This is a genomic window from Pseudomonas sp. SWRI22 (genome assembly GCF_014268395.2).
GTDB lineage: Bacteria > Pseudomonadota > Gammaproteobacteria > Pseudomonadales > Pseudomonadaceae > Aquipseudomonas > Aquipseudomonas paracarnis.
Window position 1 is genome coordinate 1,065,939 of record NZ_JABWQK020000001.1, and the last position, 19,230, is coordinate 1,085,168.

Below are 19,230 nucleotides of genomic sequence, written 5' to 3' on the forward strand. Positions count from 1 at the left end.
AAGCTCGCTCCTACAAGGTTTACTCCAAGGCAGGTTGTGTGGGCAGCGGTAAAAACAAGGTGATGCAGGTGCCCCGCCCGTCAATGCCATCGGCCACGCTGATATGCCCACCGTGCGCACCGACCATGCCCTGGCAGATCGCCAAGCCGAGGCCGGTGCCCTGCCCGCCTCGATCACCGCGGGCAGCGGTGTAGAACATGTCGAAGATCTTCGCACGCTCCTCCTCGGGAATGCCTGGCCCTTCATCCGCTACGGCAAAAAACAACTGCTCATCCTGCACGCCCGCGCGCAACTGCAAGCGGCCCTGGGGCGGCGAAAACCGTGCGGCGTTTTCCAGCACATTGACCAGGGCCTGCTCAATCAGCGCCGCATGCACATACAACAAGGGCAGTTCCGGCGGCACATCGGTGCTCATCTGCAACGGCGCCAGCACGGCGCGCAATCGCCCAAGGGCACTGCCGACAATATCGCCGGGCGACACCCAATCGCGTGCCAGTTTCAGCGCACCGTGGCCCAGGCGTGTCATGTCCAGCAGATTCTGGATATAACGGTCGAGGCGCTCGGCCTCATCGCGAGTGCCTTCGAGCAATTCGCGGCGATCCTCCAGCGGGATGGCTTCACCCAGGGCCAGCAGGCTGTCAATGCTGCCGCGCATGGACGTCAATGGCGTGCGCAAGTCGTGGGACACCGACGCGAGCAAAGCGCTGCGCAGTTGTTCGGTTTCGCCGTGCAGGCGCGCCGATTCCAGCTCCTGCCCCAGTTGTGCCCGCGCCAGCGCCTGGGCCAGCGGTTGGCTCAACGCGGTGAGTAAGCGACGACGTTGCCCGCTCAATTCCAGGCCAGGCTTGGCACTGACACCCAGCAACCCCAAGGGCCCCTCTTCACCCGACAGCGGCCACCACCACCAACGCCCAAACGGCAAGGTGCCGGTGCCCATGCCGGCCGGCTGATCATGCTGCCAGGCCCAGTCGGCGGCGGCGCGTTCTGCTTCGGTAAGGGTCAACGAGCCACCGGTCTCGACCTTCCAGCCTCCCTGTCCATCGCGATTGACCAGGCACAGGTCGAGTTCGTTCCAACCTTGCAGATGGTGGGCGGCGGCGCTGATGACGGCTTGGCGGTCGGTGGCAGCGGTGAGCTTGCGCGACAGGTCGAGCAGTTCGCTGGTTTCTTCCTGGGTATCGCGCAACGCCTGCAACTGGCGGCGCTGGCGTGCGGCGAGGTTGCCGGTCAACGCTGCCATCAACAGGAAGAACAACAGGGTCAACACGTCTTCTTCGCGCTGGATGGCGAAGGAAAAATTCGGCGGAATAAACAGAAAATCGTAAGTCAAAAACGACAGTGCCGCACACACCAGGGACGGCCCCAGGCTGCTGCGCACCGCCACCAACAGCACGGCGGCAAGAAACACCAGCGAGATGTTCGGCAGCGCCAACGCGCTGGACACGGCCCAGGCCACTGCGGCAGCGGCGAGGGTCGCCACCACCGCCAAGGCGTAATCGAACCACACCAACCCGCGCACCTCCGGCAGGCGTGGCGGTGCAGGCATGTCATCGCTGTCGAGGACGTTGATTTCCAAGCCGCGGGCATTGCGCAACAGGCGTGCCGCCAAGCCGCCGCCGAACAGGCGCCGCCGCCAGCGCATCCGTGACTGCCCTACCAGCACTAAACTGGCACGGCGTTCGGCGGCGTGCTGGATCAGGGTCTTGGCCACTTCCCCGGCGCGCAGCAACACCACTTCCCCGCCCAGCCGCTCTGCCAGTTGCTGGGCGTTTTGCAGGCGCAGGCGCGATTGCTCATCCCGCGCACGGCCGTTGTCGATGTGCACCAGGCTCCAGGGCAAATGCCGACGCTGAGCCACGCGGCTGGCATGGCGCACCAGGCGTTCGGCTTGGGCATCGCCATCCACACCGACCAACAGGCGCCCACGCACTGCCGGCGCGGCCTGGCCGAGTTGGCGGTAACCCTGGGCCAGGTCATCGTCGACGTGGGCGGCGGCGGTTTGCATGGCCAGTTCGCGCAGGGCCATGAGGTTGGTCTGGGTGAAAAACGCATCGATGGCCGCACGCGCCTGTTCGGGCACATACACCTTGCCGTCACGCAGGCGCTCGAGCAGCTCGCGAGACGGAAGGTCGATCAGCAGCAGTTCGTCGGCCTCTTGCAGCACCCAGTCCGGCAGGGTTTCGCGCACTTGCACGCCGGTGATGCCACGCACTTGGTCATTGAGGCTTTCCAGGTGCTGGACGTTGACCGTAGTGAACACGTTGATGCCGGCGGCGAGCAGTTCCTGGATGTCTTGCCAGCGCTTTTCATGGCGGCTGCCGGGAGCGTTGCTGTGAGCCAGTTCGTCCACCAGCACCAGCTTTGGCTTGGCGGCGAGCAGGCCGTCGAGGTCCATTTCTTCGAGCATCACGCCACGGTATTCGCTGCGCAACAGCGGTTGTTGCGGCAGGCCGCTGAGCAAGGCTTCGGTCTCGGCGCGGCCGTGGGTTTCAACCACCCCAGCGATCAGGCGCACGCCCTGGCGCAGTTGGGTATGGGCCGCCTGGAGCATGGCGTAGGTCTTGCCCACACCGGGCGCGGCGCCAAGGAAGACTTTGAGCCGGCCACGGCCGTCCCGGGGCAGATCGGCTAACAGGGCATCGGCGCGGCCGGCGTCGCTCATGCTCGGGGGTTCCTTCAGGTATTGATAGAGAGTCTTCAAGGCCGCCATCGCGGGCAAGCCCGGCTCCCACATTTGGAATGCATTCCACTGTGGGAGCCGGGCTTGCCCGCGATGGCGATCGCCTGGCTTACAACGCTTCCAAAGCCATGTTCAAGGCCAGTACGTTTACTACAGGCGGGCCTACCAGAGGGCTTTCGATGTGCTCATCCAGCAACCGCTGCAAGGTCGACACCGGCATATTTCGCGCCGCCGCCACTCGCGCCAGTTGATAGGCAATCGCCTGCGGTGGCAAGTGTGGATCAAGGCCGCTGCCAGAGGTTGTCAGCGAGGCCAGTGGCACCGGGCCCTGGCCAGGCACTGACTGTTTGCCGGCATCCTCGAATATGCGTGTCGCCAAGGCCGGATTGCTGGGGCCCAGGTTACTGGCACTGCTGGACACTGTGGCAAAAGCACCGGCTGACGGGCGTGGGTGAAACCAGCTGTCGCCGGTAAAGTCCTGGGCGATCAGGCTGGAGCCGCGCACCTTGCCGCTGGCGTCGCGCACCAGGCTGCCATTGGCTTGATCGGGGAAGGCCACTTGGGCCACGCCAGTGACTACCAGCGGGTAGGCCACGCCGGTGATCAGGGTCATGAGTACCAGCAAGCTCAGGGCTGGGCGGATGATGTTGGACATTTCAGACTCCTCAATTCAGTGGTGCGGTGGGACGCGGAGCGTCCGGGGCGGCGGCGTTCCCACGCGGAGCGTGGGAACAATCAGCGGAGCGTGGGAACGATCAGGTCAGACCAGGTGCAGCGCGGTCAGCAACATGTCGATGGCCTTGATCCCCACGAACGGCACCAACAATCCGCCCAGCCCGTAGATCAGCAGATTGCGCCGCAACAACGCCGCCGCACTCGCGGCCTGCACGCGCACGCCGCGCAGGGCCAACGGGATCAGCACCACGATAATCAGCGCGTTGAACACGATAGCCGAGAGGATCGCGCTCTGTGGGCTCTGCAAGTGCATGATGTTGAGCACGCCCAGTTGCGGGTAGATCGAGGCGAACAGCGCCGGCAGGATCGCGAAGTACTTGGCCACGTCGTTGGCGATGGAAAAGGTCGTCAGCGCGCCGCGAGTCACCAGCAACTCCTTGCCGATCTGCACCACGTCCAGCAGCTTGGTCGGGTCGCTGTCGAGGTCGACCATGTTGGCGGCTTCGCGCGCGGCCTGGGTGCCGTCGTTCATCGCCATGCCGACGTCAGCCTGGGCCAGCGCCGGGGCGTCGTTGGCGCCGTCGCCGCACATGGCAACCAGGCGACCATCGTTCTGCTCATGGCGAATACGCGCGAGTTTCTTCTCTGGCGTGGCTTCGGCCAGCACATCGTCCACACCCGCTTCAGCGGCAATCGCGGCGGCGGTCAGCGGGTTGTCGCCAGTGACCATCACGGTGCGAATCCCCAACTTGCGCAACTCGGCAAAACGCTCACGAATACCTGGCTTGACCACGTCTTTGAGATGGATCGCCCCCAGTAACTTGCCATCGGCGCACACCAGCAAGGGCGTGCCGCCGCTTTGGGCGATCTTGTCGATTTCCCGCGACAACGCAGGCAGCAGGTCGCTGCGTTGCTGGCCGATAAACGCCAGCAGCGAGTCCACCGCGCCTTTACGGAACACACGGCCCTGATAGTCGACACCGGACAAACGGGTCTCGGCGCTGAAGGGCACGGCGGTCAACGCATCCAGGCTCGGCTCGGCCTGGGGGTGCAAGGCGCGCAGGTATTCAACGATGGACTTGCCTTCCGCCGTGTCATCGGCCAGGGACGCCAGCAACGCGCCTTCGGCCAATTCGCGGCCACTGACACCAGGTGCAGCGACCACGGCCGAGCAACGACGGTTGCCGAAGGTGATGGTGCCGGTCTTGTCCAGCAGTAACACATGCACGTCCCCCGCCGCTTCCACGGCGCGGCCGGACTTGGCAATCACGTTGAGGCGTACCAGGCGGTCCATGCCGGCAATCCCGATGGCCGACAACAGGCCGCCAATGGTGGTGGGAATCAGCGTCACCAGCAGTGCGACCAGGAACACCAGCGGCAAGCTGCCATTGGCAAAGTGGGCGAACGGCTGCAGGGTCACGACCACCAGCAGAAAGATCAGGGTCAGGCCGATCAGCAGGATATCCAGCGCGACTTCGTTGGGGGTTTTCTGGCGTTTGGCGCCTTCCACCAGCGCGATCATGCGGTCCAGGGTGGACTCGCCCGGGTTGGCGGTGATGCGGATGAGCAGCCAGTCCGACACCAGCCGCGTGTTGCCGGTGACGGCCGAACGGTCGCCGCCAGACTCGCGGATCACCGGGGCGGATTCGCCGGTAATCGCCGCTTCGTTGACCGCCGCAATCCCTTCGACGACCTCGCCGTCACCGGGGATCATTTCCCCGGCGGCAACACGTACCACATCGCCCTTGCGCAGGCTGGTGGCCGGCACCACCTTGAAGCTGCCATCGGCTTCCTGGCGTCGGGCGCTCAAGCCTTCGCTGCCAGCCTTGAGGCTGTCGGCGCGGGCCTTTCCGCGGCCTTCGGCCAGGGCTTCGGCGAAGTTGGCGAACAGCACGGTGAACCACAGCCACACGGCGATTTGCACCGCTACAAAAGTGGGCACGGTGGTGTCGGGCACGAAGCACAACACGGTGGTGAGGATGGCGGTCAGTTCGACCACCAGCATCACTGGCGAGCGTTGCAGTTGGCGTGGGTCCAGCTTGACGAACGCCTGGACCAGCGCCGGGCGCCACAGGGCCGAGATGGCGGTTTTGGCAGGCTCCAGGGGTTTGACCGGGGCCGCGTTTTTTGCAGGCATATTCATTTTCATATCCCTTAACTAGAAGCCCATGCTCAAGTGTTCAGCGATGGGGCCCAACGCCAGCGTCGGCAGGAAAGTCAGGCCGCCCACCAACAAAATGGTCACGGTCAACAAGGTCACGAACAGCGCGCCATGGGTGGGGAAGCTGTTCTGGCCAATCGGTGCGGCCTTCTTCATCGCCAGGCTGCCGGCCAGGGCCAGTACCGGGAGGATGTAGCCAAAGCGGCCGATCAACATGCCCAGGCCGAGCATCAGGTTATGGAATGGGGTATTGGCGCCGAGGCCGGCAAACGCCGAACCGTTGTTGGCACTGGCCGAGGTATAGGCGTAGAGCAACTGGCTGAAGCCATGGGGGCCAGGGTTGCTGATGGCACCTGCCGGGCCGGGCAGGCTGGCGGCGATGGCACTCAAGACCAATACGCCGACCGGCATAACGAGCAGAGTCACCACCAGCAATTGCACTTCCTTGGCCTGGAGTTTCTTGCCCAGGTATTCGGGGGTGCGGCCGATCATCAAGCCGGCGAGGAACACCGCGATCAACACGTTGAGCAACATGCCGTACATACCGGCACCCACGCCGCCGAAGATCACTTCGCCGACCATCATGTTGACCAGCGCGACCATCCCACTCAGGGGGCTGAGGCTGTCCTGCATGCCATTGACCGAACCGTTGGACGCCGCAGTGGTGGTCACCGACCACAGCACGGTACCGGTGGTGCCGAAGCGTGTTTCCTTGCCTTCCAACGGTGCGGTTTGCTCCACCGCCGGGTTGTTCAGGGTTGGGTTGGGCTGGTACTCGGACCACAGCGACGTCGCGCCGCCGATCAGGAACAACGCCAGCATGCACGCGAGGATCGCCCGGCTCTGACGCAGGTCTTTGACGTAATGGCCGAAGGTAAACACCAACGCTACCGGGATCAGGATGATCGAGGCCACTTCAAACAGGTTGGCCCAGGCTGTCGGGTCTTCAAACGGATGCGCCGAGTTCACGCCGAAGAAGCCACCGCCGTTGGTGCCCAGTTGCTTGATCGCAATCTGGCTGGCGGCCGGCCCCAGCGGAATCACCTGGTCCACGCCCTGCAGCGTGATGGCATCCACATAGTGAGCGAAGGTTTGCGGCACGCCCTGCCATACCAGGAACAGTGCGAGCACCAGGCACAACGGCAGCAGGCCGTAGAGGGTGGCGCGGGTCATGTCGACCCAGAAGTTGCCCAGGGTCTGGGCAGATTTGCGCCCGATCCCACGGCACAAGGCGACCAGAACGGCGAGACCGGTCGCCGCACTGACGAAGTTCTGCACCGTGAGGCCGGCCATCTGACTTAGATAACTTAGGGACGCTTCGCCGCTGTAGTTCTGCCAGTTGGTATTGGTCATGAAACTGACGGCGGTGTTGAACGCCAGGGTCCATTCCTGGCCCGGCAGTTTTTGCGGGTTCAGTGGCAGGGAGCCCTGGAATAACAGGATCGAGAACAACAAAAAGAAGCCCGCCAGATTGAATGCGAGCAAGGCCAGCATGTATTTCTGCCAGCTCTGCTCCTGCTGCGCATCCACACCCGAGAGGCGATAACAGGCTTTCTCGACAGGCCCCAGTACCGGGGTGAGCCAAGTGCGCTGGCCTTCCATCACCTTGTAGTAGAACCGCCCCAAAAAGGGTGCCGGCACCAGTACCACGGCAAAGAAGGCGATGATCAGCCAATAGTCATAACTGTGCATAGCCCGCTCCTAGTTCCGATCCGCGCGTAACAGCGCAACCAGCAGATAAATGAACAGCGCCACGGCCAATAGCAGTGACACTCCGTCCAGAACGCTCATGGAAATTTCCCCGTCTTGCGGCGATTGCCGCGTGTGGGGGCATTGTCCGCAGGAGCGGTGTAAAGGAACGAGAGCGAGGGACTGGGTGGGGCGTAAAGATGGCGTAAAGAGTGGGTTTATGCGGGGTTTACAGCGGGGTTTGCCGTGGCTGGGAGGGCCTCTTCGCGGGCAAGCCCGGCTCCCACATTCGACTGCGTTCTTTCAGTTAAAACTCGGTCAAGTGTGGGAGCGGGCTTGCCCGCGAAAGCGCCCGCCAAGGCACCACCGCACTTATGTGGTGCAACTCATGCCGCATTCAAACGCCAAACCGTCCCTTCGGCGACATAGGCATTGCTTTACGACATAGTTCTGAGGCTTGGCATAGCCACTGCAACACCTTGAATCATTCCAAACAGTTCAAGGAGCGCAGCACAATGAACACACAACTCAAACCCACATTGGGTACCTTGCATCTATGGGGTATTGCCGTGGGGCTGGTGATCTCCGGCGAGTATTTCGGCTGGAGCTACGGCTGGGGCGTCGCCGGTACCTAGGGCTTTCTGGTGACCTCGTTGATGGTCGCCGCGATGTACACCTGCTTCATCTTCAGCTTCACCGAACTGACCACTGCGATTCCCCACGCAGGAGGCCCCTTTGCCTACAGCCGTCGCGCCTTCGGTGAGAAAGGCGGCTTGATTGCCGGCTTGGCCACCTTGATCGAGTTCGTCTTCGCCCCGCCCGCGATTGCCCTGGCCATTGGTGCGTACCTGAACGTGCAGTTCCCGGCACTCGACCCCAAGCACGCCGCCGTCGGCGCTTATATCGTGTTCATGGGCCTGAATATCCTCGGGGTGAAACTCGCCGCCACCTTTGAGTTGGTCGTCTGCGTGCTCGCCGTCGCCGAACTGCTGGTGTTCATGGGGGTGGTCGCCCCTGCGTTCAGCTTCAGCCACTTCGCCCTCAACGGCTGGGCCGGTTCCGACACCTTCGGCGCCCCGGCGATTGCCGGGATGTTTGCCGCCATTCCCTTCGCCATCTGGTTCTTCCTCGCCATTGAAGGCGCTGCCATGGCCGCCGAAGAAGCCAAGGACCCCAAGCGCACCATTCCGAAGGCCTACATCAGCGGCATCCTCACCCTGGTGATCCTGGCCATGGGCGTGATGTTCTTCGCCGGTGGTGTGGGTGACTGGCGCACCCTCTCGAACATCAACGACCCACTGCCCCAGGCGATGAAAACCGTGGTGGGCGACAGCTCCGGCTGGCTGCACATGCTGGTATGGATTGGCCTGTTCGGCCTGGTGGCAAGCTTCCACGGCATCATCCTCGGCTACTCGCGCCAGTTCTTCGCCCTGGCCCGTGCCGGTTACCTGCCGTCTTTCCTGGCCAAACTCTCACGTTTCCAGACACCGCACCGGGCCATCCTCGCCGGCGGCGTGGTGGGTATCGCCGCCATCTACAGCGACGGCCTGATCAACCTGGGCGGCATGACCCTGACCGCCGCGATGATTACCATGGCGGTGTTCGGTGCCATCGTCATGTACATCATGAGCATGCTCAGCCTGTTCAAACTGCGTAAGACCGAGCCGTTGCTGGAACGCACCTTCCGCGCGCCGGGTTACCCCATCGTGCCAGGCATTGCGCTGGTGCTGGCGGTGGTATGCCTGGTGGCGATGGCCTGGTTCAATGCGTTGATCGGGCTGATCTTCCTGGGTTTTATGGCAGTGGGCTTCATCTACTTCCAGCTGACCGCACAAGACCGTGTCGATGCGCCGGCAGATGCGATGTTGACCGGACAATAGCGCCTATGAGGCAGAACGGGCCTACACTGAACTACTCAGAAAGCCCGTGACTCAAAGCAGTCATTACCGTGGGAAGCTTTCCCACGGACATCTGCCTCAAGGAGAGCCTTATGCCGTGGTATGCATGGTTGATTATGGTAGTAGCGATCGGGTCGATCGTCGGTGGCCTGATGATGCTGCGTGACAGCGCCAACAAAGTCGAACTCACCGACGAACAACGCAAACGCGTGGCCGAGCGAAATGCGCAGGCGGACGCCAAGGATACGCAAGACAGATAAAACGCGTGTAACCCCGTGGCGAGGGAGCTTGCTCCCGCTGGGCTGCGAAGCAGCCCCCCCTACTCCCAATCCGCCTTGGCAATATGCAACCCATGTTGCCCCTTATAGGCAGCACGCTCCGGCTGGCTCCAGCCACTGAGCAACTCATCCTCCAGCCTATAGATCTCGATCCCCAACGGACGACACACCGTCAACGGGTCCTGCGCCTCCGGCCCCCACATCGGCAACGACAAGTCCCCACCCGGGCACGTCGACAATGCACACAACAAATCAATCTCGGCAAAGAACTCCAGGTAATCGCCCTTCTGCGCCGGACAGGCCTTCATAAAGTACATGTCATCGTGATTGAGCCCGGTGCACTGGAAAATATTCAACACGTCATGCACATCGAACTCCGTCAGTCCGTGGGGCAATACCGCACGGGTCAGGTTCGAGTGGCAATGGTGATGAAAGTCCTCACCGGTCAACATACGGTTCACATAGGGGTCGCACCGCGTGCCCAACAAATCATGCAAACGCCCACCGTGCTCATCAATGCCGTAGCTGGCCAGGCTGTCATCGGTGATCGTGACCAAGGGCCTTAAAAAGGGCAGGTTCGACCACAACCGATCATGGGTGCTGACATGGGCGCCTTGAAGCTGCCGAGTGCGCGCGGCCCACAAACGTTCGCGCGGGTCGTTGGCGTTCCACACATTGAAATCCCCCACCTGAGGCCCCACCGGCGTGGTCACACGAAACACATGCCCGGCCGGTACCTTCCACGCCCTTCCCGTGCGGATCGGCACCTCGAACTGTTCGATCAACGTGCGCTGGCTTTTCTGATCACGAATACGCTCATAGAACGCCGTATCCACCTGCAACGCCGAACCTTTGCTGACCTGGTACGCGGCCGGGTAGTCTTTGTACATGGGGCATGTCCTCTATCAAGGGTGATCAAACAGGGCGAGGGAAAGGTGTTCTGAATCGTCCAGGTACAGGCTCATCGCCTCGCTGGCGGCCTGGGTTTGGTTGCGGGTTAGCAATGTGTATATCTCATGGTCACGCTCCAGCCAGGGTGACTGGAAACATTGCTCGTCAGGCGCGGCGCAGAACACCAGGCGCAACTGGGCAATCACCTGGGCGAAAAAATCGTCGAACAATGGGCTGCCCATCAAGGCGACGATCTGTTGGTGGAACATAAGACTGTGGGTGGCCACGGCTCGCCAATCTTCGCGCTCCCGGGCCAAGTGGGTGGCGTCAATGGCGCTTTGCATACGTGTCGATTGAACGTCCGTCAGCGGCCTGCTGTGGGCAATCGCCTGCAACTCCAGGGTGCGGCGGACGACGAAGAGGTCACTTACTTCTGCCCGCTCCAGGCGCCGAACCATCACGCCCTTATTGCGGATATAGCGAGTAAGGCCCTCCTGGCCCAGACGATGCAGCGCCTCTCGAATCGTATTGCGTGATGAGTTGTAGGCCTTGACCAGATCAACCTCGACCAGCGGCATGCCTGGCAATAGCCGTCCACCGATAATGTCGGCGCGAAGCTCCAGGGCGATCTGATCGGCTAAAGACAAAGTGAGAGTCATCGTTACCTCAAGATTGTTGAACAATCACTAAGTAAGAGGTAACCACGTTTCGTGCCAATGCTGCCTGCGAATTACCAGGCGCTAGGTCCGATAAAGAAAAGGCCGGTCAATGACCGGCCTTCTGCGTTTTTATTACATCTTCAATCAATAACCAACCTGTCGCGATTCTTCTCCAGCAGTGCCTTGCCGATGCCTTTTACTTCCAGTAACTCATCCACCGCGGTGAACGGGCCGTTGCTTTCGCGATAGGCGATGATTGCCTTCGCCTTGGAAGCACCAATGCCGAATAGATCGCGACGCAGGGTCTCGGCGTCGGCGGCGTTGAGGTTGACCTTGGTGGATTGCTCGGTCTTGGTCATCTGGGTGGAGATGGGGGTCGGAGGTTCCGGCTTGATGGACGGCGCGGCGGTGGTGGCGACGGAGAGGCTGGTGAGGAAGGCGAAGATGAGGGATGAGATGTACAGGTTTTGCATTGGTGACGCTCCATGATATCGGTAAGAGAAAAAAGCAGCTTTTCCGAAGCTGCTTTTCTAACTTAGGTGATTGCTAGAGACTGTCAAAAACTGATAAGTAACTGGGTGTGTTTAAAAGTCAGGTCATAAAATTGCACCAGGCCGATCAAACTAGAATTAGTGAGAGAATCACCCAAGCGCTGCGAATCAAATCAATGCCCCCCAACCTCTCGACAATCCCAAGAGATCGAAGAGGTTGGAGGAGAGTTGGCTCTAAGCAAACAAAAAAATTTTACTTATGAAGTCACCACGAACGCCTGAATTAGAGGAAAAATCAGGGATCAAGTCGTCGTTGCTGATATATCCAATCGACGATTTCACCGTCAGGAGAGTAACCACTGACTGTTTCACGTAGAAGCTGACGTACGCGGCTGTAATCGTCCTTCTCAACAGCATTAAGCAATTCTGTCAGACGTGCCTTCAATATATCCCAAGACAAATAGTCCTCACTAGCACTCATAATCATCGGGTGTGACGTCATTACAACATTGTCACCAATTAAAAGTTCTTCATAGAGCTTCTCGCCCGGTCGCAGCCCAGTAAACTCGATGGAGATATCACCTTGAGGGGCCTTATCAGAGCGAATACTCAGACCCGATAAATGAACCATTTTTTCTGCCAGCTCAACGATTTTCACTGGCTCGCCCATATCCAGAACAAATACGTCCCCGCCCTGTCCCATTGAGCCGGCCTGGATAACCAATTGGGCGGCTTCGGGAATACTCATGAAATAACGAGTGATTTTTGGATGTGTAACTGTTATTGGCCCACCCGACTTGATTTGCTTGTGAAACAACGGAATCACTGACCCGGAAGAACCCAAAACGTTCCCAAAACGCACCATTGTGAAGCGGGTTTTATTAATATAGGAAACATTGGCTTTATCACCAAACAAGACCGGAGCCATCTCCTTGCTCAATGCCTGCAGCGTCATTTCAGCAAGACGCTTGGTACTCCCCATTACATTGGTTGGACGCACAGCCTTATCAGTAGAAATAAGCACAAAATTCGCTACTTTCGCTCTTAAAGCCGCCTGCGCAGTGCTCAATGTGCCTATCAGATTATTCATTACTCCTTCAGCAATATTGTGCTCAACCATAGGTACATGTTTATAGGCTGCTGCATGATATACCGTATCAACATGCCAAGTATTCATGACATCCAAGAGTTTTTCCTGGTTACGGACAGACCCTAGGATAGGTAATAATCTTACAGTCAAAGACTCGCGTAAAACCCGCTGTTCCAACTCTTGCAAAATGCTGTAGAGATTGAACTCACTATGTTCATAAAGCAGTAATGTTGTCGGCTGAAGAGCAAGAATTTGTCGACAAAGTTCCGATCCTATCGAACCGCCGGCCCCGGTTATCAGAACCGACTTCCCCTTGATACAATGTTCCAACAAATCATCTTGCGGAGGCACGGAGTCTCGACCCAGCAAGTCGGCTATATCAACTTCCTGAATATCATCAACCTTCACTCGCCCACTGGCCAGATCCATAAACCCGGGTACGCTTTGTACGTGAAGGGAAAAACCCTCAAGAAAACTCAATATTTCTCGGCGGCGCCCACGATTGGCAGAAGGGATTGCAAGAAGTATTTGCTGAGCGCCAGTCATATCAACCATCTGTTGGATATGCTTGGGTTTATAAACATGCAGCCCCGAAATGACCCGATCAGCAATACTGCTATCATCATCAATAAACGCGACAGGACGCATGAGTCTACCCATTCGTAAGGCCGCAACCAATTGATTACCCGCTGCGCCAGCCCCATAAATAGCCACCCTCGGTAATCCATCGTCTCGGCTAGTGAACGGAACATGCTGTGCAGCAGCAAACCAATCGCCTAGAAAATATTGACGCATCGCAAGACGTAGGCCTCCAATCATAATCATGCTCAATCCCCAGTAATTGAAGATGACCGAGCGCGGAACGAAGGCTTGCTGATTGTTGTTCCAATAAACTATCAGAGCGAGAATTAATGCCGACAAACTCACCGCTTTAATAATAGCAATTAATGCGTCGTTGCCGAAGTAGCGCATTACCGCGCGGTACATGCCAAAACGCACAAACAGAGGAATAGCAACGATTGTGGCGCTCAAGAACAACCAAAGGTACTCCTTGAACGGATTGATCAACTCATCAACCCCTAAGCGAACAACAAAGGCCATCCACAGAGCAAACCAGACGAGAAAAACGTCGGTCACTACTTGAAAGGCGCGTTTTTGCCGTCGCGTCAGCCCCAATAAAAAGACTCTTAACTTATCCATAACACCTTGAAACACTTCTGCTACTCCTAAGATCACACCTGCGCCTTGTTGGGTAACGGCAAGAAAACTTTTGGAGGATTCTCGTTGACCAAGACGTTAAGAAAATCCTTAAGCATTGGAAAAACACACGCCACTACCCATGTACTAACCGATTACTCCTCGGTAGCTAGCTGCATGACCGCTTTTAGGACCGAACATGTTTTTTCAATTTCAGACCGCGTCAGCGTTGGGTGCACAAGAAACATCATACTCGTTTCGCCGAGTTCCCTCGCCACCGGCAACCGGCTCGCTGGCCGCCAGCCAGTATTGTCAAACGCCTTCTCGAGATAGACCTCGGAGCAGGACCCAGAAAATACCGGAACTTCTCGCGCCGAAATCTCCGCCAGAATACGATCACGATCCCACCCGGCCTTGAGTGCCTGAGGCTCGACAAACACGTAACACTTATACGCCGCGTGAACACTACCCTCAGGCGCGATTGGCACACGCAAACCCTTGAGTTGGCTGGCGCACTCCCATATCTGACCCGCATTCGCAAGCCGACTGGCTTGCCAATCTGTCATGCGTTTGAGTTGAATCCGACCGATTACGGCCTGAACCTCTAGCATTCTCCAGTTCGTACCGAAGCTTTCGTGCAACCAGCGAAAGCCAGGGGGATGGTCACGTTCATAGACTGCCTCCCAGCTTTTGCCATGATCCTTGAACGACCACATATCCGACCAGAGCTTACGATCGTTGGTTGTGACCATTCCGCCCTCGCCGCCTGTCGTCATGATCTTGTCCTGACAAAAGGACCAGGCTGCGATGTGGCCAATTGACCCCACTGGGCGCCCCTTATAACGAGCACCATGAGCTTGGGCACAATCTTCGATCACTTTAAGATCGAACTCCTCGGCCAAAGCCATGATCGGATCCATGTCACAAGGCCAGCCGGCCAAATGCACACAGATTAGGGCTCGGGTGCGAGGAGTCAGCACAGCGCGGATAGTCTGCGCGCTGAAGTTCTGAGAATCGCGATCCACATCAGCGAAAACCGGAACAGCCCCGGCATTTACAATGCTTGAAACAGAAGCAAGAAAAGTGCGTGAGGTGACAATTACTTCATCGCCGGCACCAATGCCCAAGGCCTTCAAGGCAAGGTCCAGGGCAACCGTTCCGTTGGCCAGCCCGATGGCGAATTCGGTTCCCGCCCATGCCGCGAAGTCCTTTTCAAACTCACGCCCCTGTGTACCGGTCCAGTAGTTAACCTTATTGGACAGAACCACATCACGTACGGCATCAGCCTCTTCTTCAGTAAAAGAAGGCCAAGGAGAAAATGGTGAATTCAACACAACCAGTACCCGTCAGTTTTCATTCGAAAATATGAAAGACTCGTCAACATGAGCCCCGTTGCAATTCGCTCGACACGTTGTTCACGCAGCGACGACTTTTCAAGAACCGTGCAATAACCTGGCCGGTACTCCGGCGACTGTAACCTCGTCTGGCACGTCTCTGACTACTACGGCTCCAGCGCCAACCATGACCTTTGAACCGATGCTCACAAGTTGTCGTACGCAGGCGCCTATGCCTATCCAGCTCATATCCTGAACGCAGACGCCCCCTGCAAGCCGGGCGCCGGGGCTGATGTGCACACACGACCCCAATAGACAATCGTGGTCAACACTGCAGCCCGTATTGAGAATAGCGCCACTGCCAACTCTCGCATCGGCATTCACAACCGCTCCAGCAAAAATCACCGATCCCTCACCAACCGTGGCATACCGGCTGACTGTTGAACCCGGATGGCGCAGCGTAACCAGTTTAGCGCCCGCCGCCTTTAGTTGGCCCAGTTTTGCTTGGCGGACCCGATTGTTGCCGATCGCCACCAGCACTCCGTCATATTCATGCACAGCGGCCATCAGCCTCTCGGTGTTGCCTACGACATTCCAGGCACCATTTCGCACCAAGCCAGGCCACGCGTCATCGAAGAACTCAATGATGTCCCATCCACAGCATTCGGCTGTATCCGCGACGACTTTGCCATGGCCGCTTGCACCTAATACCGCAAGGCGGCTCATGACTTGGAGCCCGTAAACTTCGATGCTGTAGCTTCGCCCTCGGCACTGATACCGTCACGTACCAGAACTTTTTTGATTGTCAGGAAAATGACCTTAATATCCAGCCAAAAAGACTGATTATCAACGTACCAGGTATCCAGCTTGAACTTTTCTTCCCATTCGATTGCATTGCGCCCGTTGACTTGCGCCCAACCACTCACGCCCGGGCGCACCTCATGACGACGGTACTGCTCTGCGTTGTAGAGAGGCAGATATTCCATAAGCAGCGGACGAGGGCCCACAAGACTCATATCGCCTTTAACCACATTCCACAACTCGGGCAATTCATCCAGGCTACTGGACCGCAGGAAACTCCCAAAGACTGTCATGCGTTGTGAGTCTGGTAAAGGCTCGCCGTTCGCATCATGAGCATCTCGCATCGTGCGGAACTTGATCATTTCGAATGGTTTGCCATGACGACCTGGACGTACCTGACGAAACAGAACGGGAGATCCCAGTTTCTTGCGGATGTTCCATGCAATTACTGCTATGACCGGGGAAAGCAGAATTAGTCCAAGCAAGGACGCAAATAAATCAAACCCACGCTTGATCATCTGGCAACACCCTCCAGCCAATCCACAAATCGATCGGCCAACTTGCGTCGGTCAAACTCTCTGACCGCCAATTCTCTACCGCGTGCGCCCTTGTCCAGCAGGTCGTTACGATCATCTGCCGCCTGTATCAAAGCATCTGCGAACAGCGCAGCATCGTCGGGAGGTACGACAAAACCGCAGTTTTCCTTGGCGATCATCTCAGCAAGCCAGCCAGGATAGTTATTTAAAACAGGTAACCCCGAAGCGATATAGTCGAAAAACTTGTTAGGCGACGTACCGTAGTAAAAGGCTGGTACGTTTGCCAATATTTGCAGGCCCAGATCTGCGCTGGCCATCAAACCTGACAACCGGGCCTTGTTCACCGGGTCGTGAAATATCACATTGTCCAAGTGTTCTTGCGCTGCGCGTTTTTGAAGCGCGGGTTTAAGCTTGCCCTGCCCGATCAAAACCAGCCGGATATCATCGCGCTTTCGCAGTTTCAGTTCTCGAGCTGCATCCAGTACCGCATCCAGGTTGTTGGCCACCCCGTGAGTGCCGGCAAAAACCGCAACCAGATGATTTTTATCCACGCCAGCCGGCAACCATGGCTCAGCATGCGTATTGAAAATATCAAGGTCACAACCGTTTGGAATCATTTCGATTCGATCATGTGCTACACCGCGGTGCGCAATACCTTTCACAATACCGGGTGACAAGCCAATGAGGCGGTGAGCCGAACGATAACTCGCCCACTCAAGGAAAGACATGGCAGCAAGGATCACTGGATTACGAATGACGCCCATCGCTTTCGGCAGCTCGGGCCAGAGATCCCGAACCTCGAATATAAAAGGCTTATTGCGAAACCACCGGGCGAATATCCCGGGGATACCAGCTGTCAACGGCGTAGTGGTCGCAAAAACCAGGTCGTAACGCTCGGTTAACGCAATACCGATACTGCGCACCGCAAACTTCAAAAAGCTCAGCGCTCGGACAAACAGGCCATCGCTGTTGGAGTACGCCAAGTCAAATTCAATGATCTCGATACCATCGACCATACCTTGGCGTTTTCCACCAACGAAAGGGCTTTCCAGCCCGGTTTGGCCACCACCATAGCTGCCACAGACCATTGTCACCTGGTGCCCCCTGGCAACCAGACGACAAGCCATCTCATAAGACCGAATACCGGTCGCTCCTTTCGGAGTCGAAAAATGCTGATGAAAATAAAGGACTTTCATGTCTACCAGTGATACTCCGTAGTCAAAACGCCCGCCGAAGTCACCTCAACCTCTAGCACCGGCACTTCAGTTTTTTGTAAGTAGTAACGAGACTCCCAACCCTGGACGAGCTCTCGACGAACGATAGGCATGCTGCCAATGACCGATATTCGATGCGAGCCGTTGGTCAGAACGTCGCCTTCAAGCCGCCAGTCCCCCGGCTGCAAGCGCCATCGTAGAACTGCACGATCCTTGAACCCGGTAAATTCATCTCTGACCTGCAAGCCGACATCCGTCAGACTGACGTGCCGCTCGTGACGGACTCCGCTACCATCGACATACGTGGCGCCACATGAGCTGGCGGCAACCTGGTCAACCAGGCTTTCGACCTCGCGCGTTCGCAGCCATTCCCCAAAAAGAAACCGGCTGAGCCTGGGCATCTGGTCTCGCCCATCAAATTGAAGCGTGTTGTGGCTGGCGGTTCCAGGAAAATAACTCAGCCACTGCGCTGAGGTGTTGTAGCTGAAAGTACCTGCGTCCCGGAGCAAGTTAATACCTGCACGCCATAGATCCACATGCAGGGCATCTGCCTGGCTGGGCCGAAATCGGAATCGCGGATAGCGCAATACGGCGTAGGTCTGCTCACGCCGTAACAATGCATAACCACCATGATCAAACAGTTGACTAGCTGGCCGTGCCGCTACAGCCGATGGACTCGGCAGCAGCAGCCAGCGCAGTGGCAGATCCCACTCACCTGCAGCTTCGTAGGCTCTCTTTCCGGCAAACAACGCCATGGACAACTGGACGGCAGGCCTGAAATCGCGATAGTCCGTATCCGTCAGTGGGAGCAGTCGGGCGCCATCATTTGCGCCAATGTTCGGAGCATCACCCGTATGCTCGTCGACTAACGAAAATAACCAATGCGCGGCTGCGCGAGCCCTGAGCTCGAAGGTGGCAGAAAACGCCGGGAGCGCCAGTTTTTTTCTCCAGACTTCAACCATGGAAAACGTGTCGAGCATCACTCGGTGATAATTGACGGAGTACTGACTGAAGCTGCCGTCTTGCTCAATCAACCGAGCGGCACGATTTTCAAGCCATCTGCGCCCCAAACGCTGCCAGCGTTCGCCCTCAGGGCGACCACTTAACGTCAACCAACTGCCGCCGACAAAAAGCGCAGCCGCCTCCGAAGTCCCGTGGTTATTATCCTGAGCCATCGCATAGCTCAGCGTCGGCTCAATACGCTGGAGATGCAGCAGAACCAGGTCCACGAGACCTGGTAATGGGCTGGCAAACTGTTCGAGAATGACCGAACTCATTGCCAAGTGCAGGACTCGAATGGACGCCTCCTGGCCGCACTTCCAGTTAGGACCGCAATAGGGAGGATTATTGACGCACCAATCCGCCAGCCAAGCGTTTAACTGTACAGTTCCCGCAGAGCCGCCAACACAGGACTTCTGGGCAAAGGTCAACGTCCAGTCAAAGCGCGACGCTTCCCAGATATTCTTTATATCACCGACAGCGGCATCAAAATCAGGAATCCGCCACCATTCCCGTCCAGGATCAGGCACTCGAACTCCATTCAGAGGATTCAAATGCCAATCAGGATGTGCGTCAGATATCGGGCATTCCCATGCCCCGAAATATCGGACCTGGGAATCCCATTGGGATGCACATG

15 protein-coding genes and 1 pseudogene are annotated in these 19,230 nt (G+C 57.9%); 2 read left to right on the forward strand and 14 right to left on the reverse strand.

Annotation, left to right across the window (positions count from 1 at the left end; genetic code table 11):
• Positions 1-19: 19 nt before the first annotated feature.
• The 5 genes from HU730_RS04520 to kdpF form a co-directional block, all read right to left on the reverse strand.
• Complete coding sequence (locus tag HU730_RS04520; RefSeq protein WP_186526637.1) at positions 20-2,662, reverse strand: sensor histidine kinase KdpD; 2,643 nt, start codon at positions 2,660-2,662, stop codon at positions 20-22.
• Positions 2,663-2,789: 127 nt separating this feature from the next.
• Positions 2,790-3,335 (reverse strand): potassium-transporting ATPase subunit KdpC, encoded by a 546-nt coding sequence (gene kdpC / locus HU730_RS04525; RefSeq protein ID WP_057975733.1) that lies wholly within the window; start codon positions 3,333-3,335, stop codon positions 2,790-2,792.
• Between the two features lie 105 nt (positions 3,336-3,440).
• Positions 3,441-5,498 (reverse strand): potassium-transporting ATPase subunit KdpB, encoded by a 2,058-nt coding sequence (gene kdpB, locus HU730_RS04530; protein ID WP_169918940.1) that lies wholly within the window; start codon positions 5,496-5,498, stop codon positions 3,441-3,443.
• A gap of 15 nt (positions 5,499-5,513) precedes the next feature.
• The gene (gene kdpA / locus HU730_RS04535) at positions 5,514-7,208 is read right to left on the reverse strand and encodes a potassium-transporting ATPase subunit KdpA (protein ID WP_127882130.1); all 1,695 of its coding nucleotides are present in this window, start codon (positions 7,206-7,208) and stop codon (positions 5,514-5,516) included.
• A 9-nt stretch (positions 7,209-7,217) separates the two neighbouring features.
• Positions 7,218-7,307: a K(+)-transporting ATPase subunit F gene (gene kdpF / locus HU730_RS04540; protein WP_003218754.1), complete on the reverse strand. Its 90-nt coding sequence runs from the start codon at positions 7,305-7,307 to the stop codon at positions 7,218-7,220.
• A 413-nt stretch (positions 7,308-7,720) separates the two neighbouring features.
• Here kdpF and eat point away from each other — a divergent pair.
• A pseudogene (gene eat, locus HU730_RS04545) lies at positions 7,721-9,085 on the forward strand (ethanolamine permease).
• A gap of 110 nt (positions 9,086-9,195) precedes the next feature.
• The gene (locus tag HU730_RS04550; protein ID WP_080757701.1) at positions 9,196-9,363 is read left to right on the forward strand and encodes a DUF2897 family protein; all 168 of its coding nucleotides are present in this window, start codon (positions 9,196-9,198) and stop codon (positions 9,361-9,363) included.
• A gap of 59 nt (positions 9,364-9,422) precedes the next feature.
• Here HU730_RS04550 and HU730_RS04555 read toward each other — a convergent pair whose 3' ends face one another.
• The 9 genes from HU730_RS04555 to HU730_RS04595 all read right to left on the reverse strand — a co-directional run bounded on the left by HU730_RS04555 (position 9,423) and on the right by HU730_RS04595 (position 19,123).
• A complete protein-coding gene (locus tag HU730_RS04555; protein WP_034126708.1) occupies positions 9,423-10,271 on the reverse strand; it encodes a DUF1989 domain-containing protein in 849 nt (282 codons plus the stop codon).
• Between the two features lie 15 nt (positions 10,272-10,286).
• Positions 10,287-10,931, reverse strand: a complete 645-nt coding sequence (locus HU730_RS04560) for a GntR family transcriptional regulator (protein WP_186526636.1) — start codon at positions 10,929-10,931, stop codon at positions 10,287-10,289.
• Positions 10,932-11,071: 140 nt separating this feature from the next.
• On the reverse strand, positions 11,072-11,404 hold the full coding sequence (locus HU730_RS04565; RefSeq protein WP_034126706.1) for a ComEA family DNA-binding protein: 333 nt from the start codon (positions 11,402-11,404) through the stop codon (positions 11,072-11,074).
• A 313-nt stretch (positions 11,405-11,717) separates the two neighbouring features.
• The gene (locus HU730_RS04570; RefSeq protein WP_034126705.1) at positions 11,718-13,712 is read right to left on the reverse strand and encodes a nucleoside-diphosphate sugar epimerase/dehydratase; all 1,995 of its coding nucleotides are present in this window, start codon (positions 13,710-13,712) and stop codon (positions 11,718-11,720) included.
• Positions 13,713-13,864: 152 nt separating this feature from the next.
• A complete protein-coding gene (locus HU730_RS04575; RefSeq protein WP_034126704.1) occupies positions 13,865-15,043 on the reverse strand; it encodes a DegT/DnrJ/EryC1/StrS aminotransferase family protein in 1,179 nt (392 codons plus the stop codon).
• 99 nt (positions 15,044-15,142) lie between these two features.
• Entirely contained in the window at positions 15,143-15,769 is a 627-nt protein-coding gene (locus HU730_RS04580) for an acetyltransferase (RefSeq protein WP_034126703.1), read from the reverse strand.
• Positions 15,766-16,362 carry a sugar transferase gene (locus HU730_RS04585; RefSeq protein ID WP_034126702.1) on the reverse strand — a complete coding sequence of 199 codons (597 nt, stop codon included), beginning with the start codon at positions 16,360-16,362 and terminating at the stop codon, positions 15,766-15,768. Before HU730_RS04585 ends, HU730_RS04580 begins: the two co-directional genes overlap by 4 nt.
• Positions 16,359-17,576, reverse strand: a complete 1,218-nt coding sequence (locus HU730_RS04590; protein WP_034126701.1) for a glycosyltransferase family 4 protein — start codon at positions 17,574-17,576, stop codon at positions 16,359-16,361. Before HU730_RS04590 ends, HU730_RS04585 begins: the two co-directional genes overlap by 4 nt.
• A gap of 2 nt (positions 17,577-17,578) precedes the next feature.
• Positions 17,579-19,123, reverse strand: coding sequence for a heparinase II/III-family protein (locus tag HU730_RS04595; protein ID WP_230633840.1), 1,545 nt, complete (start codon positions 19,121-19,123; stop codon positions 17,579-17,581).
• Between the last annotated feature and the right edge of the window lie 107 nt (positions 19,124-19,230).

Excerpts from the sequence above, each read along its gene's own strand:
- HU730_RS04585 (WP_034126702.1), bottom strand. The coding sequence starts at position 16,362 with ATGATCAAGCGTGGGTTTGATTTATTTGCGTCCTTGCTTGGACTAATT.
- HU730_RS04590 (WP_034126701.1), bottom strand. The coding sequence starts at position 17,576 with ATGAAAGTCCTTTATTTTCATCAGCATTTTTCGACTCCGAAAGGAGCG.
- HU730_RS04570 (WP_034126705.1), bottom strand. The coding sequence starts at position 13,712 with ATGGATAAGTTAAGAGTCTTTTTATTGGGGCTGACGCGACGGCAAAAA.
- HU730_RS04550 (WP_080757701.1), top strand. The coding sequence starts at position 9,196 with ATGCCGTGGTATGCATGGTTGATTATGGTAGTAGCGATCGGGTCGATC.
- HU730_RS04565 (WP_034126706.1), bottom strand. The coding sequence starts at position 11,404 with ATGCAAAACCTGTACATCTCATCCCTCATCTTCGCCTTCCTCACCAGC.
- kdpF (WP_003218754.1), bottom strand. The coding sequence starts at position 7,307 with ATGAGCGTTCTGGACGGAGTGTCACTGCTATTGGCCGTGGCGCTGTTC.
- HU730_RS04560 (WP_186526636.1), bottom strand. The coding sequence starts at position 10,931 with ATGACTCTCACTTTGTCTTTAGCCGATCAGATCGCCCTGGAGCTTCGC.
- kdpA (WP_127882130.1), bottom strand. The coding sequence starts at position 7,208 with ATGCACAGTTATGACTATTGGCTGATCATCGCCTTCTTTGCCGTGGTA.
- kdpC (WP_057975733.1), bottom strand. The coding sequence starts at position 3,335 with ATGTCCAACATCATCCGCCCAGCCCTGAGCTTGCTGGTACTCATGACC.
- kdpB (WP_169918940.1), bottom strand. The coding sequence starts at position 5,498 with ATGAATATGCCTGCAAAAAACGCGGCCCCGGTCAAACCCCTGGAGCCT.
- HU730_RS04580 (WP_034126703.1), bottom strand. The coding sequence starts at position 15,769 with ATGAGCCGCCTTGCGGTATTAGGTGCAAGCGGCCATGGCAAAGTCGTC.
- HU730_RS04555 (WP_034126708.1), bottom strand. The coding sequence starts at position 10,271 with ATGTACAAAGACTACCCGGCCGCGTACCAGGTCAGCAAAGGTTCGGCG.
- HU730_RS04520 (WP_186526637.1), bottom strand. The coding sequence starts at position 2,662 with ATGAGCGACGCCGGCCGCGCCGATGCCCTGTTAGCCGATCTGCCCCGG.